This window comes from Labrys wisconsinensis (genome assembly GCF_030814995.1).
Classification (GTDB): domain Bacteria; phylum Pseudomonadota; class Alphaproteobacteria; order Rhizobiales; family Labraceae; genus Labrys; species Labrys wisconsinensis.
In genome coordinates, this window is record NZ_JAUSVX010000024.1 from 67,357 (window position 1) to 89,412 (window position 22,056).

Annotated in this window: 22 protein-coding genes; 8 read left to right on the plus strand and 14 right to left on the minus strand. The window is 69.6% G+C overall.

Annotated features, from left to right (window positions below; translation table 11 throughout):
* Position 1 precedes the first annotated feature (1 nt).
* The 5 genes from QO011_RS38085 to QO011_RS38105 all read right to left on the minus strand — a co-directional run bounded on the left by QO011_RS38085 (position 2) and on the right by QO011_RS38105 (position 4,685).
* Entirely contained in the window at positions 2-847 is an 846-nt protein-coding gene (locus tag QO011_RS38085; RefSeq protein ID WP_307284503.1) for a class II fructose-bisphosphate aldolase, read from the minus strand.
* Entirely contained in the window at positions 844-1,650 is an 807-nt protein-coding gene (locus tag QO011_RS38090; RefSeq protein WP_307284504.1) for an ROK family protein, read from the minus strand. The genes QO011_RS38085 and QO011_RS38090 overlap by 4 nt, the downstream gene beginning before the upstream one ends.
* A complete protein-coding gene (locus QO011_RS38095) occupies positions 1,647-2,465 on the minus strand; it encodes a carbohydrate ABC transporter permease (RefSeq protein ID WP_307284506.1) in 819 nt (272 codons plus the stop codon). Before QO011_RS38095 ends, QO011_RS38090 begins: the two co-directional genes overlap by 4 nt.
* The gene (locus tag QO011_RS38100; RefSeq protein ID WP_307284508.1) at positions 2,458-3,345 is read right to left on the minus strand and encodes a carbohydrate ABC transporter permease; all 888 of its coding nucleotides are present in this window, start codon (positions 3,343-3,345) and stop codon (positions 2,458-2,460) included. The genes QO011_RS38095 and QO011_RS38100 overlap by 8 nt, the downstream gene beginning before the upstream one ends.
* A 62-nt stretch (positions 3,346-3,407) precedes the next feature.
* On the minus strand, positions 3,408-4,685 hold the full coding sequence (locus QO011_RS38105; protein WP_307284512.1) for an ABC transporter substrate-binding protein: 1,278 nt from the start codon (positions 4,683-4,685) through the stop codon (positions 3,408-3,410).
* A 233-nt stretch (positions 4,686-4,918) separates the two neighbouring features.
* On the opposite strand from QO011_RS38105, the gene QO011_RS38110 reads away from it, so the two are divergent.
* Positions 4,919-5,800: a MurR/RpiR family transcriptional regulator gene (locus tag QO011_RS38110; protein ID WP_307284514.1), complete on the plus strand. Its 882-nt coding sequence runs from the start codon at positions 4,919-4,921 to the stop codon at positions 5,798-5,800.
* An 84-nt stretch (positions 5,801-5,884) separates the two neighbouring features.
* A complete protein-coding gene (locus tag QO011_RS38115; protein ID WP_307284516.1) occupies positions 5,885-6,901 on the plus strand; it encodes an alpha/beta fold hydrolase in 1,017 nt (338 codons plus the stop codon).
* A gap of 74 nt (positions 6,902-6,975) precedes the next feature.
* On the opposite strand, the gene QO011_RS38120 is transcribed toward QO011_RS38115, so the two are convergent.
* Positions 6,976-8,193, minus strand: coding sequence for a LysR family transcriptional regulator (locus QO011_RS38120; RefSeq protein WP_307284518.1), 1,218 nt, complete (start codon positions 8,191-8,193; stop codon positions 6,976-6,978).
* Positions 8,194-8,358: 165 nt separating this feature from the next.
* Between QO011_RS38120 and ertD the strand changes: the two genes are divergently transcribed.
* From ertD to ertE, 5 genes are all read left to right on the plus strand, one after another.
* Positions 8,359-9,801, plus strand: a complete 1,443-nt coding sequence (ertD, locus tag QO011_RS38125; protein ID WP_370882072.1) for a hydantoin-5-propionate amidohydrolase — start codon at positions 8,359-8,361, stop codon at positions 9,799-9,801.
* A 79-nt stretch (positions 9,802-9,880) separates the two neighbouring features.
* Positions 9,881-11,338, plus strand: a complete 1,458-nt coding sequence (locus QO011_RS38130; RefSeq protein WP_307284522.1) for an aromatic amino acid lyase — start codon at positions 9,881-9,883, stop codon at positions 11,336-11,338.
* Positions 11,339-11,348: 10 nt separating this feature from the next.
* A complete protein-coding gene (locus tag QO011_RS38135; protein WP_307284524.1) occupies positions 11,349-12,734 on the plus strand; it encodes a UbiD family decarboxylase in 1,386 nt (461 codons plus the stop codon).
* Between the two features lie 14 nt (positions 12,735-12,748).
* Positions 12,749-13,318 carry a UbiX family flavin prenyltransferase gene (locus QO011_RS38140; RefSeq protein ID WP_307284526.1) on the plus strand — a complete coding sequence of 190 codons (570 nt, stop codon included), beginning with the start codon at positions 12,749-12,751 and terminating at the stop codon, positions 13,316-13,318.
* A gap of 3 nt (positions 13,319-13,321) precedes the next feature.
* The gene (gene ertE / locus QO011_RS38145) at positions 13,322-14,608 is read left to right on the plus strand and encodes an N-carbamyl-l-glutamate amidohydrolase ErtE (RefSeq protein ID WP_307284528.1); all 1,287 of its coding nucleotides are present in this window, start codon (positions 13,322-13,324) and stop codon (positions 14,606-14,608) included.
* Here the strand turns inward: ertE and QO011_RS38150 are convergent.
* From QO011_RS38150 to QO011_RS38170, 5 genes are all read right to left on the minus strand, one after another.
* Positions 14,600-15,280, minus strand: a complete 681-nt coding sequence (locus tag QO011_RS38150) for an ABC transporter permease (RefSeq protein WP_307284531.1) — start codon at positions 15,278-15,280, stop codon at positions 14,600-14,602. The two genes, ertE and QO011_RS38150, sit on opposite strands and share 9 nt — an antisense overlap.
* Positions 15,277-15,966, minus strand: a complete 690-nt coding sequence (locus tag QO011_RS38155) for an ABC transporter permease (RefSeq protein ID WP_307284532.1) — start codon at positions 15,964-15,966, stop codon at positions 15,277-15,279. The genes QO011_RS38150 and QO011_RS38155 overlap by 4 nt, the downstream gene beginning before the upstream one ends.
* A gap of 3 nt (positions 15,967-15,969) precedes the next feature.
* Positions 15,970-16,746: a transporter substrate-binding domain-containing protein gene (locus QO011_RS38160; RefSeq protein ID WP_307284534.1), complete on the minus strand. Its 777-nt coding sequence runs from the start codon at positions 16,744-16,746 to the stop codon at positions 15,970-15,972.
* An 86-nt stretch (positions 16,747-16,832) separates the two neighbouring features.
* The gene (locus QO011_RS38165; protein ID WP_307284536.1) at positions 16,833-17,603 is read right to left on the minus strand and encodes an ABC transporter ATP-binding protein; all 771 of its coding nucleotides are present in this window, start codon (positions 17,601-17,603) and stop codon (positions 16,833-16,835) included.
* Positions 17,597-17,737 (minus strand): hypothetical protein, encoded by a 141-nt coding sequence (locus tag QO011_RS38170; protein WP_307284537.1) that lies wholly within the window; start codon positions 17,735-17,737, stop codon positions 17,597-17,599. Before QO011_RS38170 ends, QO011_RS38165 begins: the two co-directional genes overlap by 7 nt.
* Before the next feature lie 318 nt (positions 17,738-18,055).
* Here QO011_RS38170 and QO011_RS38175 point away from each other — a divergent pair, with 318 nt between their 5' ends.
* Positions 18,056-19,036: an agmatinase family protein gene (locus tag QO011_RS38175; protein ID WP_307284539.1), complete on the plus strand. Its 981-nt coding sequence runs from the start codon at positions 18,056-18,058 to the stop codon at positions 19,034-19,036.
* Here the strand turns inward: QO011_RS38175 and QO011_RS38180 are convergent.
* The 3 genes from QO011_RS38180 to ocd form a co-directional block, all read right to left on the minus strand.
* Positions 19,000-19,947, minus strand: a complete 948-nt coding sequence (locus QO011_RS38180) for a LysR substrate-binding domain-containing protein (protein WP_307284541.1) — start codon at positions 19,945-19,947, stop codon at positions 19,000-19,002. The genes QO011_RS38175 and QO011_RS38180 overlap by 37 nt on opposite strands.
* 93 nt (positions 19,948-20,040) lie before the next feature.
* Entirely contained in the window at positions 20,041-20,982 is a 942-nt protein-coding gene (gene ctlX / locus QO011_RS38185; RefSeq protein ID WP_307284543.1) for a citrulline utilization hydrolase CtlX, read from the minus strand.
* Position 20,983: 1 nt separating this feature from the next.
* Positions 20,984-22,033 carry an ornithine cyclodeaminase gene (ocd, locus tag QO011_RS38190; protein WP_307284545.1) on the minus strand — a complete coding sequence of 350 codons (1,050 nt, stop codon included), beginning with the start codon at positions 22,031-22,033 and terminating at the stop codon, positions 20,984-20,986.
* Positions 22,034-22,056 lie beyond the last annotated feature (23 nt).

Below are 22,056 nucleotides of genomic sequence, written 5' to 3' on the forward strand. Positions count from 1 at the left end.
GTCAGGCTGCCCGCCCGGCGGCGCCGAACCAGGCGATCCGCTCCTCCACCGCCGTCACGGCGCGCCGGCGCGCCTCGGCGAAGGGCAGGCGGGTGTCGACCACCGGATCGGCGGCGCCGTAGACCTCGGTGAAGGTGCTGCGGAAGGCGCCCTTGATAGCGGCGTCGATGTTGATCTTGGCGATGCCGGCGCCGATCAGCGCCCTGACGGTCTCGGCCGGCACGCTGGTGCCGCCGTGCAGCACCAGCGGCATGCGCAGGGCCGCCGACAGCGCCTCGACCAGCGACACGTCGATCTCGGCGCCGCTGCCGAGCCGGCCGGGCGTGTTGCCGATGGAGACGGCGAGATAGTCGACGCCGGTGTCGGCGACGAACTTCACCGCCTCCTCGACCGTGGTCTTGCGCTCGACCACCTCCGCGCCCTCCTCGGCCAGGGTCTCGCCGATCTGCGCCTCGACGCCGACGCCGTGCCGGCGGGCGAGGGCGACGACGCGGCGCACCAGGTCGACATTCTCGTCGTAGGAGGCGGAGGAGGCGTCGATCATCACCGAATCGAAGCCGGCCTCGATGCACTCGCGCACCGTGTCGTAGTCGGCGCCGTGGTCGAGATGCAGGATCAGCGGCGCGGCGCTGCGCCGGCGCGCCACCGCGGCCATGGCGGCGAAATAATCGAGCCCGACATGGCGGATGCCGCCCATGGTGGTCGACAGCATCACCGGCGCGCGGGTCCTGTCCGCCGCGGTGGCGACGGCCTGCGTCGCCTCGAGGTGATGGGCGTTGAACATGCCGACGGCCCAGCCCTCGCGGTAGGCGCGGCCGATCCAGTGGGTGGCACTTTCCCTGATCATGCGGTTTCCTTCAGGAGCAGCGCGGCGCCGCGGAGATTGGGATCCGCAACGCTGCTGTGGACGAGATCCGGCCGGGCGAGGCCGGGATAGGAGAGGCGCGGCAGCAGGGCCTCCAGCCGGGCGAGGTCGAACCAGGCCTGGTTGAGCGCGCCGCCGGTGAGGATGATGCGTTCGGGCTCGATCAGCGTCGCCGCCGCGCCGAGGGCCTGGGCGAGCGCCTGCAGGGCGCGGTCGCCATCGCCGCCGGCTTCGTTGGCGAGGCCCGAGGCGAAGGCGCACAGGCACCCGGCATTGCCGCAATAGCAGCGCCGGCCGCCCGGCCGCACCACCATGTGGCCGATGGCATTGGCCGCTCCGGAGGCGCCGCGCCAGACGCGGCCGTCGAGGATGAGGGCATGGCCGATGCCGGTGCCGACGGCGACATAGAGCGCCGAGCGGCTCGTCCTGGCCTGGCCGAGGCGAGCCTCGTAGAGCGCGCCGCAGAAGACGTCGGTGTCGACCGCGGCGGGCCGGCCGAAGGCCTCGGCGATCAGGGCCCGCAGCGGCACGTCGGACCAGCCGATGTTCTCGGCGCGGACGACGCGGCCGTCGCGGTCGACCACCGCGGCGGCGGAGATGCCGATGCCGCCGAGATCGGCCGGGCGCAGGCCCCAGGCGGCGAGGACGCTCTCGACCAGGGCGAGGAAGGCGGGCGGCGTCATGCCGTCGGGGCGGCGCTGGTGGTGCTCGCGCCGGAACGGGCCGGCGCCGTCGCCGAGCGCGAGCCTGATACGGGTGCCGCCGAGATCGATCGCCAGGTTCATTTGATGCCCGCCGCGACGGCGCCCTCGATGAAATGCTTCTGGAAGGCGGCGAAGAACAGGGTGGTCGGCACGGCGCCGAAGATCGAGACCGCCATCACCTGCCCATATTGCGTGTTGAAGGCGCTCTGGAACGCGGCCATGCCGAGCGGCAGGGTTCTCAGGCTGTCGTCGGAGGCGACGATCAGCGGCCAGAGATAGCTGTTCCAGTTGAGGTTGAAGGTCAGCACCGCGACGACCACCACGCTCGGCAGCACCATCGGCATGACGATCGAGACCAGGATGCGCCATTCGCTCGCCCCGTCGATGCGCGCCGCCTCGATATAGGCGTCGGGGATGGCCAGCATGGCCTGGCGCAGGATGAAGATGCCGACCACGTTGAAGGCGGTGGGCAGCAGCAGCGCCGCATAGCTGTTGGCCCAGCCCAGCGCATGGATCTCCAGGAACAGCGGGATGACGATCGCCTCCAGCGGGATCATCACCGAGGCGAACACGAGGAAGCCGACCAGCCCGGCGCCGCGATAGGAGAACTTGGCGAGGCTGTAGCCGGCGAGCGCGCCGAGCACGATGGTGACCGCCACCGAGACCAGCGCCGCCAGGACCGAGTTGAGGAGGTAGGTCAGGAAGGGCCGCTGGCCGAAGGACGAGGTGAAGTTGCTCCAGCCGGCGCTGCCCATGCTGCCGAGGCCGGTGGAGAAGATCTCGGCATTGGTCTTGAACGCGGCCGAGACCATCCAGGCGATGGGGTAGAGCGTCAGGACCGCGGCGAAGACCACGACTGCGAGCGGCAGGAGACGGGCGGCGGCCGGCCTATGCATGGCGGTCCCTCAGGAGCCAGATCTGCAGGAGGCTGATCACCAGGATGCCGCCGAAGAGCACCACGGAATAGGCGCCGGCCCGGCCCATCTCCAGGAAGGAGAAGGAGGTCCTGTAGATCAGCAGCGTCAGGATCTGCGTGGCGCCGGCCGGCCCGCCATCGGTGAGGATCTGCTGGAAGGCGAAGGTCTTGAGGCCGTTGACCGTGGCCAGGACCACCACCAGGGCGATGGTCGGCTTCATCAGCGGCAGCGTCACGTGCCGCATCAGGGCGAAGCCGCCGGCGCCGTCGAGCGAGGCCGCCTCGTAATAGTCGCGCGGGATCGCCAGGAAGCCGGCGAGGAAGATGATGGTGTAGTAGCTCGTCGCGTGCCACCAGCTCATCAGAATCATGGCCCAGGGGGCATAGGCGCTGGAATTGAGCCAGGCGACCGGCGCCAGGCCGAGATCGCCGAGGGCGCCGTTGAGCGGCCCCTGGAAGTTGAACAGGAGCTTCCAGGTCAGCGCCACCGAGACCAGGGGCATCACCGAAGGCAGGAAGATCAGCGTGCGCCAGAGGCCGCGCGAGCGGCCGATCCGCGTCAGGGCATAGCCGAGGCCGTAGGAGAAGCCGATGACCGGCACCACGGTGTAGACGACATACACGATGGTGACGCGCAGCGCGTTGAGGAAGGCCCGGTCGCCCGCGAGCTCGGCGTAGTAGCGCAGGCCGACCCAGCGCGGCGGCGAGAGCAGGTCGTACTGGTTGAGGCTGATATAGACCGAGAACAGGATCGGGTAGAGCTGGAAGGCGGCGATGTAGAGGATCGCCGGGACGGCGAAGGCCGCGCCCCAGAGGCCGGGGCGATGACCCCTCGTGCCGATGATCCCTCTCGTCGCCATGCTGCTGTCTGTCCTTGCGGGCGCGGGCCGCGGCCCGCGCCGTCCTGTTTCGTGGTCCTGCGTCAGCGGGCGCGGATCTGGTCGATCTCGGCCGCCGCCTGGTCGAGCGCGTCCTTGACCGGCACGCCTTGCGCGAACTGCTCGATGGCGGTCTTGATCGCGGTGCCTTCCTGCGCCCAGGTCGGCGAGCGCCAGACGAAGGAGCCGTATGTCTGGCCGTCGGCGAAGACGGCGCTGCCGCGCGTCTGCTTGGCGACCTCAGTGTCGGCCCAGCCCTTGAGCCCGGTGACGTAGCCGGTGGCGGCGAGATAGCCGTCACCGTCCGCGGTCAGGAAGTTCAGGAACTCCCAGGCTTCCTTCTGGTGCTTGGAGCCGGCGGTGACGGCGAGCGCATAGGAGTTCAGCAGCGTGTGCGGCTGAGCCGGATCGCGCTGCGGCAGCTTGGCGACGACATAGTCCTTCTTGACCTCGTCGGAGTAGAGCGGCGGGGCCCAGATGCCGGCGATGGCCATGGACTGGCGGCCTTCGCTGAAGTCCTGCAGGGCGTTGACCGGGTTGACCGTGGCGAGGTTGGGGCCGCCGAGCCCGTCGGTGATCGGCTTCTGCCAGGTCTCGGTGAAGGCGGCGACGCAGGCCGGCGAGTTGATCGCCGCCTTGCCGTCGGGCCCGATGACGTCGCAGCCGTACTGCACCAGGATCGGCCAATATTGCTGGGCGTACCAATAGGGATCGAGGTTCCAGACCCAGTTGAAGCCGAGCCGCGTCACCTTGCCGGCAGCGTCCTTCTTCTGCAGCTTGGCCGAGAGGGCGAAGACGTCCGACCAGGTCTTGGGCCAGTTCTCCGGCTTGGTCACGTCGATGCCGATCTCGGCGAAATGCGCCTTGTTGAGGAACAGGGCGAGGGTGTTGAACTCTTCCGGCACGCCGTAGAGCTTGCCGTCGATGGTCAGGCCCGAGAGGGCCGCCGGCATGTAGCGCGCCTCGATCTCGGCCGCAGACTTGGCGCCGAAGGCGGCGGGATCGGCCTCAGCCAGGATGCCCTTGGCCGCGAATTGCGGAAAGAGATAGTCGAGCACGTTGACGATGTCGGGCGGGTTGCCGGCGGCGATGGCCGAGAGCAGCTTGACCTCGTAGTCGCCGTGCGGGTCCTCGTGCAGCTTGATGGTCACGTCCGGGTGCTTGGCCGTGTATTCCGCCGCCTTCTTGGCGATGAAGTCCGTCGCCGGCGGATAGGTGTGGTGCCAGAAGGTGAGTTCCACGGCCATGGCCGGGCTCGCCAGGGCGAGGGCCAGACCGGCTGCCACGGCCCGGCCGAGCAGAGCTGATTTGAGCGTGCGCACGCGTTCCTCCCGTGATCGCCGGGCCGTCGTCAGCGGCGCGATCGACCTTGTTGATTGATTTCGGTTCATCGGATCGGCGCCGGCATGGCCGGGATGCATCCGCCGGCAGCCGTCCGTCCGATCCTCCGGAAGGTTACAGCGGTACGATAAGCATCGCAATATATGTCATGTCTATTATTTTGATGCAAAACGTGTCAATCTGGCCGAAGCAAATCAGGCTGCGAGGCGATGCGATGGTGAAGCCCCGGGAACCGGATTCCCTGTTGTCGCGCGTGTCGCGCATGCCGTTCTCGAAGGCCGAGCGGCGCGTCGTCGAGTTCCTGCTCTCGATCGCCGAGTACGACGTCGCCAGCCTGACCTCGGCCGAGCTGGCGGCGCGCACGCGCACCAGCCGCTCGACCATCGACCGGCTGTCCAAGCGGCTCGGCTTCGCCGGCATCAAGGAGATGCGCCGGGCCCTGCTGCAGGAGAGCCGGGCCATGCACGCGCCGATCGCCGGCACGCCGCGGCTGGAGCCGGCGATCATCCCCTCGGACGGCCTGGGCGAGATCGCGCTCAAAGTGTTCCACAGCGCCTCGGTGCGGGCCCTGAAATTCGCCGAGATCCTGTCCGGCCGGCCCGAGCTCGGCCAGCTCGTCGCGGCGCTCGGCGAGGCGACGAACGTCCAGGTGTTTGGCGCCGGTGCCTCGGCGGTGGTGGCGCTCGACATGCACCAGCGGCTGCTGCGCCTCGGCATTCCCATCAACTTCGCCGAGGACCATCACAACCAGATCGCCTTCGCCTCGCTGATGGCGCCCGGGGACCTCGCCATCGCCATCTCCTATTCCGGGCGGACCCGGTCGACGCTGCAGGCGGCCGAGGTGGCCCGCCGGCGCGGAGCGCGCATCGCCGCGGTGCTCGGCGGCAACGGCTCGCCGCTGGAGGCGATCGCCGACATCCGCATCGTTACCCCGCCGGGCGTCAGCCTGTTCGGCACCGATGCGGTGATGACCCGCATCCTGGAGATGATGTTCAACGAGGTGCTGTTCCACTGCCTGGCGCGCCAGCATCCGGCCCTGCTGGACAACGTGGCGCGCATCGAGGAGACGCTGGGCGGCGAGCGGGCGACGGGCTGAGGACGCCGCAGTCCCTCCTCAGCGCGGCCACATCGCCGGTCCAGGCTCGGGGCGAATCACGTCGCTCCCGCGCGAGGCTCCTCCATGATCGATCGGCGATCCCTGTGGCTCTCCTGCGTGCTCGCCCTCGCCGCGGCGCTGCCCGCCGTCGCGACGGAGGGCGGGTCGGGCTACGGCCCGCAGCTCGAGGGCTTCGCCTATCCCTATGAGCTCAAGCGCTTCGCCTTCGATTCGCAGGGCAAGCACCTGGCCATGGGCTATATGGACGTGGCGCCGACGGGACGGCCGAACGGGCGCACGGCCGTGCTGCTGCACGGCAAGAACTTCTGCGCCGCCACCTGGCAGGACACCATCGTCGCGCTCGCCGCGGCGGGATATCGGGTGGTGGCGCCCGATCAGGTCGGCTTCTGCACCTCGACCAAGCCGGAGAGCTACCAGTACAGCTTCCAGCAGCTGGCGGCCAACACGCGGGCGCTGCTGGCGAGCCTCGGCATCCGCCGCGCCGTGCTGGTCGCCCATTCCACCGGCGGCATGCTGGCGACGCGCTATGCGCTGCTCTATCCCGAGGCGGTGGAGACGCTGGTGCTGGTCAACCCGATCGGCCTGGAGGACTGGAAGGCGCTCGGCGTGCCCTACCGCACCGTCGACGAATGGTATGCCCGGGAATTGAAGCTCTCGGCCGACGGCATCCGCGACTATGAGCGCAGCACCTATTATGTCGGTCGCTGGCGCCCCGAGTTCGAGCGCTGGGTCGACATGCTGGCCGGCCTCAACCAGGGGCCGGGCCACACGCTGGTGGCATGGAACTCGGCCCTGATCTACGACATGATCTTCATCCAGCCGGTGGTCTACGAGTTCGGCAATCTCCGGGTGCCGACCGTGCTGATGATCGGCGACGCCGACACGACCGCGATCGGCAGCGACATCGCCCCGCCCGCCGTCAAGGCCCGGCTCGGCCATTACGACGAGCTGGGCAAGCGCACCGCCAAGGCCATCCCCCGCTCGACCCTGATCGAGTTTCCCGGCCTCGGCCATGCGCCGCAGATGGAGCAGCCTGCGCGTTTCAACAAGGCGCTGATCGACGTGCTGGCCAAGGGCTGACACCGGCGGAGAGCTGTCGACAAGCCGGCGCTTCGTCGACCCGGGAGGTTTCGGGCTCGCCATGACGCGCGCAGTCACGGGTTCGCCGCCGCCGTCCGAACAGCCCCCGCCAATGTCTCGGACATCGACGTCGCGATCTTTTGCGCGGCCAAAGTCCGTGGCCAGACCAGATGGAAGCCGAGCCGCGGCGCGCCGGGCAGCTGCGCAATGCCGATCTGGCGATCGAGCGACACGACGGCGTCGATCGGCAGCACGGAGAGGTAGCCGTGATCGAGCACCAGATTGATGATGATCGAGAGGGCATCGACCTCGACCCATGGCGCCGCGCCGCCGCCGGTATCGTCGACCAAGGGCTCGAGCACCTCCCTGATCCGCTGTCGCAGCCCGCTTCGCAGGCTGGGAACCGCAATGGGATTGGAACGGGTCAGGCCTTGGAGCGACGGGGTGGCCGCGATCGCTGCCGCCGGGCCGACGAGAACGAGCTCGGATGAGAAGATCTCGATGGTTTCGAAGCGCTTGTGCCGCATGGCCGTGTCCATGAGGGCGATGTCGAAGCGCCCGGCCTTCAAGCCCTCCATCAGATCTTCGGCCGTCGTGCTGCTGACGAGGAGCTCGGGCTTCGCCTTGTCGGTCCGCCAGCTTGCCACCAGATTGGCCAGCCGCGCGGCCAGACGGCTCTCGTGGCCGATCGGAATGATCGTGCCGAGCTTGACGGTCCGGACTTCGCGCGCAAATCGCGTCTTTGCCGGCGCCGCGAGGCCGGACACGACCTCGACGAGGGCCAGCGAGATTTCGTCGAGCTTCAGGCCCCGTACGGAGGGTTCGCAGCCCATGCTCGTCCGCTGCAGCAGCGGGCAGCCGAGCATCGCCTCCAGCCGCGACATCTGGCGCGACAGGTTGGGTTGACCGATGCCCAGCACCTGCGCCGCGCGCCGGATGCTGCCGACCCGCACGACGGCGTTGAAATGAGACAGGAGGGCGATGGGGATCGGATTGCGCGCGGCCCAGGCCAGGGTCGTCCCGACGGTGGCGGCGGCATCGCGGTCGGCAAGGCCGGCCAGGGCGCGGAGCCCGATGACGAGATCGGACGACGACCTGGAGAGCGTCTCGCCCGCCAGCGTCAGGGACAGAGCGCCCTCGACCCGCAGGGCCAAGGTCATGGCGAGATCCGTCTCGAGCCTTTCGAAGGCGTCGGCAACGCTGGAGGGCGCCCGCCCGAGGAGCCGCCCGGCGCCGCGCACGGATCCTTCCTGCAGGACGGCGATCGCCATCGCCAGGGTCGCGATATCCATTCGATCGTCCCGAGCCTCCATGCCGACGGCCGCCAGCGCGCCGGCATGCATGGCGTGTCCGGCTTTTAGCATATCCCGCCAACCCGTCGCAGGCCGTAGACTTCGCCCCAAGGCACCATACGGGGATAGGTGAGCCGGTCCGTCATGGCCGGGCTCGTCCCGGCCATGACGGCGGAAAGCGCAGCGCACTTATCTTCAGACTCGCAGTTCGCGAGCGCGGAGGACTTTCGGACGATGGCTGATTTCGATCTTGTCCTCCGCGGCACCATCGTCCTGCCGACGCGGGTCGTCGGCGCGGGCTTCGTCGCCGTTTCCGGCGGCAAGGTCGCGATGATCGGCGAAGGGACGCCCCCGGCGGCACGGGAGCGTCATGACCTCGGCCAGGCCCTGATCCTGCCCGGAGCCATCGATGCGCAGGTCCATTCCCTGTCCCAGCGGGATCAGGAGGATTTTCAATGGTCGACGCGCTCCGCCGCGGCGGGCGGCGTGACGACGATCGTCGACATGCCCTATGACGAGGGCGATGTGGTCTCCTCCGCCGCGGCCGTCCGGCGCAAGGCTGCGCATGGCGAAGCGACGGCGCGCGTCGACTTCGCGCTCTATGGCACCGTCGACCCGACCGAGGGACCCGGCCGCATCGCCGAAATGGTCGATGCGGGCGTCTCTGCCTTCAAATTCTCCACCTTCGGCACGCATCCGACGCGGTTTCCGCGCATCCCGCCGGCACTTTTGATGGATTGCTTCGCGGCCATCGCGCCATCCGGCCTGACGGCCGGCGTCCACAACGAGGACCACGAGGCGGTCGAGGCCTATGCGGCGCGCACGAGAGCGGCCGGCATTTCCGACTGGCGGGCGCACGGCCTGTCGCGGCCGCCGATCACCGAGCTCCTGGCCATGCATCAGATCTACGAGATCGGCGCCGCGACCGGGTGCCCGGCGCATGTCGTGCATTGCTCCCTGGCCCGCGGCTACGACATCGCGGCCGGCTATCGCGCACAGGGGTTCGCGGCGACGGTGGAGGCCTGCATCCACTACCTCGTCCTGGACGAGGAGACCGACGTCCGCCGTCTCGGCGGCAAGGCCAAGATCAATCCGCCGATCCGGCCGCGTGCCGAGGTCGAAGGCCTCTGGCGCCACGTCGCGGCGGGACGCGTCACGCTGGTCTCGACGGATCACGTGAGCTGGTCGGAGGACCGCAAGACCGATCCGGACATGCTCGCCAATGCCTCGGGCGTGCCGGGGCTGGAGGTCATGGTGCCGCTGTTCGTCGCGGGGGCGCTGGCGCGCGGCATCCCGTTGTCCTGGGCCGCCAGGCTGATGGCCGAGAACCCCGCGCGGCATTTTCGCATCGACGGCACCAAAGGCGCGCTGACGCCGGGCCGCGATGCCGACATCACCGTCCTGACGCCCGAACCCAGGCTCTACGATGCCGCGGCGAGCGGGCACAACGTCGTGGGCTGGAGCCCCTATAACGGCCGCGAGATCCCCTGGCGCGTCAGCGGCACGTACCGGCGGGGCGAGCTGGTCTTCGACGGAACCTCGGTGCTGGCGCAGCCGGGCAGCGGCCGCTTCCTCCGCCCGCCGCAAACGCACCCGATCATGCGTTGAACCAGCCGATCCCTGGCCGAAATTGGGAATGAGCATGCTTCCTCCTGCAACGATTGCCCTGGGCGAGACAGCCCTGACCTTGAGTGACGTCGACGCGATCGCCCATCGCCGGGTCGGCCTCGACCTGTCGGCGTCGGGACGCGAGGCGATCGTCCGGGCGCGCGCGGTCGTCGACCGGCTGGTCGATGCGGGAATACCGGCCTACGGCATCACCACCGGCGTCGGCAGCCAGAAGGATTTCGGCGTCAGCCGCGATGCCATCGCTCGTTACAACGACCTGATGATCACCGCCCACGCCACGGCCGCCCCCGGTCCGACCGCGCCGCCCGCCCTGGTGCGCGCCGCCCTGGCGATCCAGCTTTCCCTCTTCGCCAAGGGGCGGTCGGGCGTGCGGCTGGAACTGGTCGAAAGCCTGCTCGCACGCCTGCAGGCCGACGACATGCCGTCCGCCCGGCTCGGATCGTCGGTGGGAGCGTCCGATATCGTGGCGATGAGCCAGCTTGCCGTTCCCTTGCTCGGCAAGGCGGGCATCGGCGCGGGCGGAGCCGGGCCGAGGCCGATCGGCGGCCTGGCCGCCAAGGAAGCCGTCTCGCTGCTGAACTCCAACAGCCTGATGCTGGCGCAGGCCGCCCTGGCCCTCGTCGAGGCTCGGGCTCTCCTCGATGCGGCGACGATCGCCGGGGCCCTGTCCATGGAGGGGCTTCGCGGCAATCTCCAGTCATGGGGCGCCGGCGTCGACGAGGCGCGGGGGCAGCCGGGGCAGAAGCGGACGGGCGCGGCGCTCAGGGCGGCCCTGGCGGGCAGCCGGCTCTGGCAGCCCGGCGAGGCTCGCTTCCTGCAGGATCCCTTGAGCTTTCGCTGCATCCCGCAGATCCATGGCGCGGCGGAGGCTGCCTATGACTTCGCCCACGCGATCTTCGAAACCGAGCTGTCGGCGGCTTGCGACAACCCGCTGATCGACACGGCGTCCGGCGCCTTCATCTCGCATGGCAACATGGAAACCACCGCTTGTGCCCTGGCGATGGACACGCTGCGGCAGGCGCTCGCCAAGGTGATCGAAGCCTCGGGCCAGCGCATTCACAAGATTCAATGGCCGGGCTTCACCGGGCTGCCGACGAGCCTGGCCGTCGAGCCGGGCGCCATCGGCGGCGTCCAGTTCCTCAATTTCGGTCACCTCGCCGGAGCCAATGTCGGCGCGGTGCGGCAGGCGGCTCATCCGGCGATGCTGAACTACTCGGGCCAGCTCGACGACGGCGTCGAGGACGTGGCCGGCAATGCGCCGCAATCCGTCGCCGAGACCGTGCGCATGCTGGTGCCTGCCTGGAACGTCGTGGCGATCGAGGCGGCCTGCGCGGCCTGGGCCATCCATCGGCGCGCCATTCCGGGCGAGGCGCTCGGCGAGGGTCTGAAGCCGCTCGTCGCGCAGATCCTGCCGATGCTGCCGATCGGAACCGAGGGGCAGACGATCTTCGACCTCGGTCCCGTCGTCGATCTCATGAAATCGGCGTTCGGCATCGCTCGATCCGTCTTCGACTGAGGAGGCGCCCTTGCCGACACCGACCAAGCCGGCCGACACCGATCAGAGCTTTCGCGGCGTCCTGGATGCCCTCGAACGGGCCGGCGATCTGCACCGGGTTGTGCGCCCGGTGGATCCTCGTTTCGAGCTCGGCACGGTCCTGTCCCTGCGCCAGCACGGTCCGGCACAGCTGTTCTCGAACGTGACGGGCCACGCCATGCCGGTGATCGGCAACGTCATGAACTCGCGCGCGCGGATTGCCGCGCTCCTGGGAACAGGCACGGCGTCCTTGCACGAGGTCATCCTCGATGCGCTCGCCTCGCCGATTCCGCCGGTCGTCGTCGATCATGCCCCGGTCCAGGAGGTGGTTCATCGGGAGCCGGTCGACCTCGCCCGCCTTCTGCCGGTGCCGACCTGGTTCGAGCACGAGACCGGGCCTTACATCACCGCCGGGGTCATCGTGGCGAAGGACCCCGAGACCGGCCGCCGCAACGTGTCGATCGCGCGCCTGCGGATCGATGGCGGCGGCCGCGTCATGGTGGGCATCGCCAAGAACCATCATCTCAATCTTCTGGCCGAAAAGGCCCGGAAGCTCGGGCAGAGCCTGCCGATCGCCGTCGCCATCGGCAATCATCCCGCCGTGCTTCTCGGCTCGCAGATGTATCTGGGGCTGGGCGACGACGAATATGACGTCGTCGGCGGCCTGCTCGGCGCACCGCTGCGCCTCACCCGATGCCTGACGGTCCCGCTCGAAGTTCCCGCCGGCGCGGACATCGTCCTCGAAGGCGCCATCGATGCCGACGATCCCGTCGAGGAGGGGGCGGTGTCGGAATTCCACGGCTTCTATGTCCGCTACGGGCCGGGCATCGGGGGAACGATCGCCTGCGTCACGCATCGCCGCGATGCGCTCTATCAGGCGATCCTGCCGGGCTACGCGCCCGAGCACTGCCTTCTCGGCGCGCTGGCGATCGAGGCCGTCTGCTGCCAGGCCCTGAGGCGCGTCATCCCCGCCGTGCGCCGGGTTCTCGTCACCGATGGCGGCATGGGGCGGCTGCATGCCGTGATCGTGATGCATCGCCCCCGCCTCGGCGAGGGCAAGCGGGCGATCATTCTGGCCATGGGCCAGATCAACCTGCTGAAATTCGTCGTCGTCGTCGAGGATGACGTCGATCCCGAGGATGCCGCGCAGGTGGAATGGTCGCTTGCCGCGCGGTTTCGCGGCGGGGAGGATCTCGTGGTTCTGCCCGGCATGAAGGCGGATCGCTGCGATCCCGTGCACGAGAACCTGACCGTCACCAAGATCGGTCTCGTCGCCTGCACCCGGCCCAGCGACGGCGAACGGGGCGGCCTGTCGGAATTCGCCCGCCCGCCCGCCGGGATTCTGGCTGAGGTCCGGGCTGATCTCGATCACTATTGAGGGGCATCACGGAGATGAGCCGTCCCGCCCGCATCATCGTCGCCGTGACGGGAGCCTCCGGCTTCGACTACAGCGTGAAGATTCTCGGCATGCTGCGCCTCGAGGCGGTCGAGACGCATCTGGTGGTCTCGCGGGCCGCCGTGACCGCGATGTCGCATGAGACGGACATGACGCTCGGCGCCATGAAGGAGCTCGCCGATCACTGGCACGACAATCGCGATATCGCCGCGCCGATCGCCAGCGGGTCGTTCCGCACCGCCGGGATGATCATTGCCCCCTGCTCGGCGAAAAGCCTGGCGGAAATCGCCATGGGCACCGGGGGAACGCTGATCGCCCGGGCGGCCGATGTCGTTCTCAAGGAGCGGCGCCGGCTGGTCGTCCTGTTCCGCGAAACGCCGCTGCATCTCGGACATTGCCACAACATGCTTCGCCTGACCGAGATGGGCGGGATCGTGATGCCGCCGGTGCCGGCCTTCTATCCGAGACCGACGACGATCGACGAGATGGTGACGCACACCGCAGGGCGCGTGCTCGACCTTTTCGATCTCGATATCCCCCTGGACGGGCGCTGGAAGGGAGGCTGACCGATGCCGTCGCGGGACGACCGCCTGTGGAACGATCTGATGGCTCTGGGCGGGCTGACCGATCCGGGCCGGCCCTACACGCGCCGCTGCTTCACGGACCGGTTTCTGGAGGGGCGCCGCTGGCTCTCGCAACGCTTCGAGGACGCGGGCCTGCGGGTGCGCCTCGACGAGGGCGGCAATCTCATCGGGCGCCTCGAGGGCGGCGACCCGTTCTTGCCGGTGCTGGCGATGGGATCCCATTCCGACACGGTGGCGTCGGGAGGCCGTTTCGATGGCCCGCTGGGGGTGCTCGCGGGGCTGGAAGTGGTGCGCAGGCTGCGCGATCGCGGCATCGCCCTGCGCCATCCCGTCGAGATCATCGATTTCCTCAGCGAGGAGCCGAGCGATTACGGCCCATCCTGCATCGGCAGCCGGGCGATGACCGGCTTTCTCGACGAGCCGATGCTGAGCCTTGCGAATGCGGACGGCGAGACCTTGGCATCGGCGATGCGGCGCATGGGGGCCGACCCATCCAGGCTCGCCGGTCCCCGGCGCAACGACGTGGCCGCCTTTCTCGAGCTCCACATCGAGCAGGCGCGCGTCCTGGAGACGCGCGGATGCAATATCGGCATCGTCACCGGCATCGTCGGCATCGCGCGCGTCGAGATCGAATTCACCGGTGCGGCGGACCATGCCGGGACGACACCCTTCCATGTCAGGCAGGATGCCCTGGTGGCGGCAGCCGCCACGATCTCGGCGGTGCGCCGACTGGGCGAAGCCTTCGCCGCCCGCAGCCAGGACTATTTCATCGCGACGACCGGGTGCATCGCCATTCAGCCCAACGCCGCCAATGTCGTGCCGGGCACGGCGCGCCTGGTGATCGAGGCGAGGGCGGAGCGATCCGCGCATCTGTCGGATTTCCTCGACGAGATTTCCCTGGCGAGCCTCGAAGCCGCCTCGGCGGCAAACGTGCAGCGAACCGCGTTTCGACCCTTGTCCCGCTCCGAGCCTGCGCCGAGCGACCCGCGGCTGCGCGAGCATCTCATGGCGGCCGCCGACGCCCTGGCGCTCACCGCGATCCCGATGGCGAGCGGGGCAGGGCACGACGCTGGCTTCATGGCGAGGATTGCGCCGATGGCCATGGTCTTCGTCCCGAGCCGCGACGGGCGCAGCCATTGTCCCGAAGAATGGACCGATGCGGCAGCCTGCAGCGAGGGGGCGTCGGTCCTGTTCGAGGCCCTGTTGCGCATCGACGGCGACGACCGGTTCGCGACCAGGGATGGCGCCTCGAGTCCGGCTCGCTCAGACTAGATAGCCGGCCCAGCGCCGCTCCGCCGCGCGGAACAGGGCGACGAGGACGAAGGTGAGCCCGAGGTAGATCGCCGCCGCCGTCACATAGGGCTCGAACAGGATGTAGGAGGTGAGGGTGATGGTGCGGGCGACGCCCGTCACCTCCATCAGCGTCACCGTGCTGGCGAGCGAGGTGGCGTGCATCAGCATGATCGCCTCGTTGCCGTAGAGCTGCAGCGAGCGCGTCAGCATGGCCGGCAGCAGGATGCGCCGCGCCACGGTGAAGGGCGACAGGCCGTAGGCGCGCGCCGCCTCGACCTCGCCCAGCGGCAGGTGGCGCAGGCCGCCGGCGAAGATCTCGGTGGTGTAGGCCGTGGTGTTGAGCACGAAGGTCAGGAGCACGCAGACGAGCGGGCTCGACAGCCAGGGCCAGAGGAAGCTCTTGCGCAGGAGGTCGAACTGCGCCAGGCCGAAATAGATCAGGAAGAGCTGCACCAGGAGCGGCGTGCCGCGGAAGACCAGCGTGTAGCCGGCGACCGGCAGGCGGATCCAGGCCGAGGCGGCGTTGCGCGCCAGGGCGAGGCCGAGCGACAGCGTGAAGCCGAGGGCGAGCGAAGCCAGCGTCAGGCCGATGGTGAGGCCGGTGCCCTGGAGATAGAGCGGGGCATTGTCGGCGATGATCGACCAGTTCATGGCGCCGCCTCTCGCCGCGTGGGGTCGAGGCGGCGGCCGAGCCAGGTGAGCAGCAGCACCGAGGCCAGGGTGAAGGCGAGGTAGAAGCCGCCGGCCACGAGGTAGAAGGTGAAGGGCTGGCCGGTCGCCTCGGCGGCCGCCTTGGCGCTGAGCATCACGTCCTGCAGGCCGATCAGCGAGGCGAGGGCCGTGGCCTTCAGCAGCACCAGCCAGTTGTTGGTGAAGCCGGGCAGGGCGAGGCGCGCCATCTGCGGCAGCAGGATGCCGGTGAAGATGCGCACGGGACGCAGGCCGTAGGCGCGCGCGGCCTCCACCTGTCCGCGCGGGATGGCGAGGAGGGCGCCGCGGAAGGTCTCGGTCATATAGGCGCCGAAGATCACGCCGAGCGTCGCGGTGCCGGCGATGAAGGGATCGAGCTCGACCGTCGCATCGCTGCCGGCCGCGGCGAGGAGATCGTTCACCAGCGTCGGCAGGCTGTAGAAGGTGAGCAGCATCAGGACGAGGTCGGGGATGCCGCGCACCACGGTGGTGTAGAGCTCCGCCAGCAGGCGCAGCGGCGCGCTGGCGGAGAGCTTGCAAGCGGCGCCCGCCAGCCCGATCGCGATCGAGAGCACGAGCGCGCCCGCCGCTAGCTGCAGCGTGACCCACCCGGCCCCGAGGATCGTGGCGGCATAGGCGGCGACCATGCCTTACTCGGCGCCGAAATATTTGGCGTTGAGGGCGGCGATCGCGCCGTTCTCGCGCAGCTTGGCGAGGCCGGCGTTGACCGCCTTCAGGAGCGCGGCGTTGCGCTTGTTGATGGCGATGGCGACGCCCTCGCCGAACTCCGGCGCGTCCTTGCCGGTGTAGCGCGGGCCGACCAGCGCGAAGTCCTTGCCGTCCTCGCTCTTGAGGAAGGCGTGGGTGATCTGCGCCTCGTAGCTCATGTGCAGCTCGGCGCGCCCGGAGGCGAGCTCGAGATAGGGGGCGCTCCCGCTGGTGTAGCGCTTGATGTCGGCGCCCGGGAAGGTCTTGGTGACGAAGGCGTCCATCGGCGTGCCGGTCTGCACGGCGATGGTCTTGCCCTTCAGCCCCTCGGGCGTGAACTCGTAGGCCGCGCCCTTCTTCGCCACGAAGCGGAACACCGGGTGGTCGTAGATGTCGCTGAAGGCGAGGACCTTGCGGCGGGCCTCGGTGACGGTGAGCTGGGAGATCAGGGCGTCGTACTTGCCGCTGATCAGGCCGGGGATCATGCCCTCCCAGGCGGCGTTGATGATGTTGCACTTGAGCGCGGCGGCCTCGCACACCGCCTGCATCAGCTCGACGTCGTAGCCGACGACCTTGCCGCTGCTGTCGACGGATTCGAAGGGCGGGAAGGTGGCGTCGGTGGCGATGGTCACGGTGTCGCCGGCGGCAGCGGCAGGCGACGCGCCGAAGGCGGCGGCGACGAACAGCGCGGCGCCGAGCAGGCGGAAGGACGGCTTCATGGATTCCCCTCGGGTTGACGGCCGGTCGGTGCCGGTCCGGTTGCTGGGCAGGCCCGCGGCGCGGACCCGCGGAAGACGGCGGGCGGTCAATGCAGGCGGCCCGCCAGGAACTGCTGCAGGCGCGGGCTCTGCGGCCGCTCGAAGATCTCGGCCGGCGCGCCGCGCTCCTCCACCAGGCCCTGGTGCAGGAACATCACCTCGCTGGAGACGTGGCGGGCGAAGCCCATCTCATGGGTGACGATCACCATGGTGCGGCCCTCCTCGGCGAGCGCCTGCATCACCTTGAGCACCTCGCCGACCAGCTCGGGGTCGAGCGCGGAGGTCGGCTCGTCGAACAGCATCACCTCCGGCTCCATGGAGAGAGCGCGGGCGATGGCGACGCGCTGCTGCTGCCCGCCGGAAAGCCGGCCGGGATGGCGGTCCAGCACCTCGCGGCCGAGGCCGACCTTGGCGAGGTTGGCGCGGGCGCGGTCCACCGCCTCGGCCCGGGAGAGGCCGAGGGCATGGACCGGCGCCTCGATCAGGTTCTGCAGCACGGTCATGTGCGACCACAGGCAGAAGTTCTGGAACACCATGGAGAGGCGGGTGCGGATGCGCTGCAGCTGGGCCGGGCTCCTGGCCCGGAGCTCGCCGGTGCGCCGGTCGGCCACCGTGACGAGGCGCTCGCCGCCGACCTCGACCGAGCCGCGATGCGGCCGTTCCAGGAAGTTGATGCAGCGCAGGAAGGTGCTCTTGCCCGAGCCGCTCGAGCCGAGGATGCTGACGACGTCACCGGCCTTGGCCGACAGGCTCACGCCCTTCAGCACCTCATGCGGGCCGTAGCGCTTGTGGATGTCGTCGACGGCGAGCTTCAGCACCGGCGCATCTCCGCCGCGGCCGGCATGGCGGCGTGCCGATGGCGCTCCCGGCCGGCGGTGGTGCCGGCCTGGCCGGCGGTGGTGCCGGCCTGGCCGGCGGTCGTGCCGGCATCGCCATGCCGCCTCCTCAGCATCCCCTGCTCCCGTTCCCGTCCGCCGGGCGCGCCCGGTCCTCTCGATCGGCCCATCAAGCAAGAGCTGGAACGAGGCACAATTGATGATTCGTCAGCCGAGAGGTGATGGTGCTTCATGTATAAAAAGTTATCTCCTTGAACGCTTGTTGTGCAATTTTCAAAATCATGAACTGTCGTCAAGTGACGGCTGAGGAACCGTCACTTCACGGGTCCGCCGCACCGTGGCTAAGAGAGTTCCGCAGACAAGCGCACTGCGCTTTCCGCCATGACGGACCGCCTCACCTATCCCGGGCGACATCCGACAACCAGGAGCCAGCCGTGACCGACCTCGACCTTCTGCCCCCGGGCCTCGTCGTCAACACCATGAAGGGCGACGTCGCCGAGCACCGCGCCGGCGCCTGGCTCGCCTGGGACGGCAGCCTCGACCTCGACTGCGCCATCGTCGGCGTGCCCTATGACGGCGCCTCGGTGGTGCGCAGCGGCTCGCGCCACGGCCCGGATGCGGTGCGCCAGGGCCTGATGTACTTCACCACCTATTCCAGCCGCGACCGGCGCGCCATGACGAATTTCCGCGCCGCCGACATCGGCGACGTGCCTGTCGTGCTCACCGACATGGAGACGACGTTCCGTCGCATCAGCGACACGGTGCGCACCCTGGTCGCGCGCGGCATCGTGCCCGTGATGCTGGGCGGCGACCATTCCATCGCCTTCCCCAACCTGCGCGGGGTGATCGAGGCGCTGGGGCCGGGCAAGCGGCTCGGCGTCATCCATCTCGACGCGCATCACGACCTGCGCAAGGCGCATCTCGGCGCCGAGTCGAGCGGCGTGCCGTTCCGCAAGACGCTGGAGATGCCGGGCACGCTGCTCGGCGGGCGCAACCTCGTCCAGGTCGGCATGGCCGAGTTCACCAACTCGCCGCAGCTCGACGACTATGCCGCCGAGATGGGCGTCACGGTCATCCCGGGCCTGGCGGTGCGCGAGCGCGGCATCGCCGACGTGGTCGAAGAAGCCCTGCGCGTGGCCGGGGAGGGGACGGACGCGATCTACCTCTCCGTCGACATCGACGTGCTGAGCCATGCCGTGGCGCCCGGCACCGCGGCGCCGAACCCGTTCGGCCTCGATCTCCACGACGTGCAATATGCGATGCGTCGCATCGGCGCGAGCGGCAAGCTCGTCGGCGCCGACCTCGTGGAGATCTCGCCGCCCTTCGACCCGCGCAACATCACCGGCTCGACCGGCGCCTCGCTGATCCTCAGCCTGCTCTACGGGCTGTCGAGCAGGCCGTCCTCGCCGGCCTGAGCCGTGGGCGTCAGGCTCAGCATCTGGCCGAAGCGGCCGAGCAGCCAGTGCAGGAACAGCCGGACGGCGGAGCGCTCGAGCCGGTAGCCGTCGCACAGGACGTACCAGCCGCCGGTCGCCTGGATGGTGGCCGCGAAGGGACGCAGCAGCGTGCCTTCGCCGATATAGGAAGCTGCGAGCGTGTCGCTGACCAGCACCATGCCGACGCCCTCGGCGGCGAGGTCGATGGCGATGCCGAGGTCGCTGCAATAGAGGTGGCGGCGATAGCGCTCGAAGACGTGCTCGCCCTCCGCGGCGAGCCAGCGCCGCCACTCGGTGCCGTCGTCCTGGTGCAGCAGGATCACGTCGGTGAGGTCGGAAGGCCGGGTCAGGGTGCGCCCGGCCCGCTGGAACAGCAACGGGCTGCAGGCGGGCGCGATCGCGACCATCTCCAGGAGCGCCGACCATTTGCCCGGCCAGGAGCCGGTGCCGAACAGGATGCCGAGATCGGCATCCGCCGCCTCGGCCACGCGCTCGTTGTCGAAAAGGCGGATATGGCATTCGATGCCGGGGTGGTCGGTGCAGAACCCGGCGAGGTTCTTGGCGAGCCATTTGCCGGCAAACATCGGCGGACAGGCGATGGTGAGCCGGCCGCCGACCTCGCCGGCATCGGCGAGGCTGTGGGCGGTGCGGGCGATGTCGCGCAGGGCGGTGCCGACCGAGCGGGCGAAGACGCGTCCGGCATCGGTGAGGACCACGCCGCGTCCCGCCTTCTCGAACAGGGCGACGCCGAGCGCCTCCTCCAGCCGGCGCAGCTGGTGGCTCACCGCGCTGTCGGTCAGGCTGAGCTCGAAGGCGGCCTTGGCCAGGCTCTGGTGGCGGGCGGCGGCCTCGAAGGTGCGCAGCGTGGCGAGGGGCAGGTTGCGGAGCACGGGTTCGGTATTCCCAGGCGGCAGCCCGGCGGGCGATCGCCTGTTCTGGCCCTGCCGGCCGTGCCTGTCCAGAGCCGCGCCGCCGCCCGTGCCTCAGGTCGCTGCGGCGCCCGGGCGCGGCGCGAGGTGGATGCCGGCGAGCATGCAGCGCACCGAGCCGCCGGCGAGCTCGATGGTCGGCACCTCGAGCGGCAGCAGCACGGCGAAGCGCTCCAGCCTCGTCCGCTGCGCCGGCCCGAGCGCGGCCAGCGCGCGCGCCGAGAGCGCCAGCACCCGGCCCTCGCGACCCTGCAGCTCGATGGCGTTGCCGGCGAAGGCGGCGATCTCATCATGGGAGAGGTCGATCACCGCGCGTCCGCCCTCGGCGAGGCGCGCTGCGACCTCGGCCCGGCGGGCGGCGTCCGGGATGGCGCCGAGGCCGATCAGGCTGAACTCGGTGCCGACGCACATCAGCACATTGGTGTGGTAGATCGGCCGGCCCGCCGCGTCGACCGCGTCGAACACCATCGGCTCGAAGTTGAAATGGGTGCAGAAGCGTTCCAGCGCCACCTCGTTGGTGCGGTTGGAGCGCGCGGCATAGGCGACGCGCTCGACATGGTCGAGCACCATGGCGCCGGTGCCTTCGAGGAATACGCCGTCCTGCTCGAGCCCGGAATAGTCGATCACGTCCTGGACGCGGTAGCGCTGCTTCAGCATCTCCACCACGTCCTGGCGCCGCTCCCGGCGCCGGCTCGGCGAGAACATCGGGTAGATCGCCACATGCCCGCCGGCATGGGTGGAGAACCAGTTGTTGGGGAAGACGGAATCGGGTGTGTCGCAGCCCTCGTCCTCGAAGAGGTGCACGGCGATGCCGGCCGCCTCCAGCCGCTCGGCCGCTCGCGTGACCTCGGCATGGGCCGCGGCGGCGACCGGGGCTCCCTCGGGCGCCTCGCGGGCCTGGAAGGCGTTGTCCGCCGCGGTCGCCGGGTTGGGGTGGAAATGGTGCGGGCGGATCATCACCACGGCGCGCGGCGCCTGGACCGAAGGCTTGTGCATGTCAGCGGGCTCCGGCCGCCGTGCGGGTGCGTGGCGTCGCGGGGGCCAGCAGGCCGAAGAGGTCGCGCGGGTCCTGCGGCTCGGTCAGGAGATCGATCTCCTCGTAGAAGTCGGTGCCCTCGATCCGGTCGTCGAGATAGCGCAGGGCCGAAAAATCCTCGGTGGCGAAGCCGACGGAATCGAACAGGGTGATCTGGTCGGGCGCACGCCGGCCGGGCGCCTCGCCGGCGATCACCCGCCAAAGCTCGGTCACCGGGAAGTCGGCCGGCATCTGCTGGATCTCGCCCTCGATGCGCGTCTGCTCCGGCAGCTCGACGAAGACGTCGGCCCGCGCGAGGATGTCGCGGGCGAGCTCGGTCTTGCCGGGGCAGTCGCCGCCGACCGCGTTGATGTGCAGCCCGGCTCCCACCATGTTGTCGGAAAGGATGGTCGCCTTCTGCTTGTCGGCGGTGACCGTGGTGACGATGTCGGCGCCCAGCACCGCCTCGCCGGCGCTCGGCGCCACCGCAATGTCGAAGCCGTGCGGGGCGAGGTTGGCGAGGAACTTGGCCGTGGCGGCGGGATCGATGTCGTGGACGCGCAGGCGGCGGATGCCCAGCAGGGCCTTGAAGGCGAGCGCCTGGAACTCCGATTGCGAGCCGAGCCCGATGATTGCCATGACGGCGGCATCCCGGCGGGCGAGGTAGCGGGCGGCGAGCGCCGAGGTCGCGGCCGTGCGCAGGGCCGTGGCGATGGTCATCTCGGCCAGCAGGCGGGGATAGCCGGTGCCAACATCGGCGAGCACCCCGAAGGCGGTGACGGTCTGCAGGCCGGCCCGCGTGTTGCGGGGATGGCCGTTGACATATTTGAAGCCGTAGAGCGCGCCGTCGCTGGTCGGCATCAGCTCGATGACGCCGTCGCTGGAATGGCTGGCGACGCGCGGCGCCTTCTCGAAGGCGGCCCAGCGCCGGAAATCCTCTTCGATATAGCCGGCGAGGCCGGTGAGATAGGGCTCGATGCCGACCGCGCCGATCAGCCGGACCATGTTGCCGACACCGACATAGCGAACCATGACGCGATCTCCGCTGTTCTCTG

Bases quoted from the DNA above. Each gene is read 5' to 3' on its own strand.
- QO011_RS38100 (WP_307284508.1), bottom strand. From the start codon at position 3,345: ATGGCGACGAGAGGGATCATCGGCACGAGGGGTCATCGCCCCGGCCTC.
- QO011_RS38140 (WP_307284526.1), top strand. From the start codon at position 12,749: ATGAGCCGTCCCGCCCGCATCATCGTCGCCGTGACGGGAGCCTCCGGC.
- ertD (WP_370882072.1), top strand. From the start codon at position 8,359: ATGACGGCGGAAAGCGCAGCGCACTTATCTTCAGACTCGCAGTTCGCG.
- QO011_RS38085 (WP_307284503.1), bottom strand. From the start codon at position 847: ATGATCAGGGAAAGTGCCACCCACTGGATCGGCCGCGCCTACCGCGAG.
- QO011_RS38110 (WP_307284514.1), top strand. From the start codon at position 4,919: ATGGTGAAGCCCCGGGAACCGGATTCCCTGTTGTCGCGCGTGTCGCGC.
- QO011_RS38170 (WP_307284537.1), bottom strand. From the start codon at position 17,737: ATGCTGAGGAGGCGGCATGGCGATGCCGGCACGACCGCCGGCCAGGCC.
- ocd (WP_307284545.1), bottom strand. From the start codon at position 22,033: ATGGTTCGCTATGTCGGTGTCGGCAACATGGTCCGGCTGATCGGCGCG.
- QO011_RS38115 (WP_307284516.1), top strand. From the start codon at position 5,885: ATGATCGATCGGCGATCCCTGTGGCTCTCCTGCGTGCTCGCCCTCGCC.
- QO011_RS38090 (WP_307284504.1), bottom strand. From the start codon at position 1,650: ATGAACCTGGCGATCGATCTCGGCGGCACCCGTATCAGGCTCGCGCTC.
- ertE (WP_307284528.1), top strand. From the start codon at position 13,322: ATGCCGTCGCGGGACGACCGCCTGTGGAACGATCTGATGGCTCTGGGC.
- QO011_RS38120 (WP_307284518.1), bottom strand. From the start codon at position 8,193: ATGGATATCGCGACCCTGGCGATGGCGATCGCCGTCCTGCAGGAAGGA.
- QO011_RS38160 (WP_307284534.1), bottom strand. From the start codon at position 16,746: ATGAAGCCGTCCTTCCGCCTGCTCGGCGCCGCGCTGTTCGTCGCCGCC.
- QO011_RS38150 (WP_307284531.1), bottom strand. From the start codon at position 15,280: ATGAACTGGTCGATCATCGCCGACAATGCCCCGCTCTATCTCCAGGGC.
- ctlX (WP_307284543.1), bottom strand. From the start codon at position 20,982: ATGCACAAGCCTTCGGTCCAGGCGCCGCGCGCCGTGGTGATGATCCGC.
- QO011_RS38155 (WP_307284532.1), bottom strand. From the start codon at position 15,966: ATGGTCGCCGCCTATGCCGCCACGATCCTCGGGGCCGGGTGGGTCACG.
- QO011_RS38095 (WP_307284506.1), bottom strand. From the start codon at position 2,465: ATGCATAGGCCGGCCGCCGCCCGTCTCCTGCCGCTCGCAGTCGTGGTC.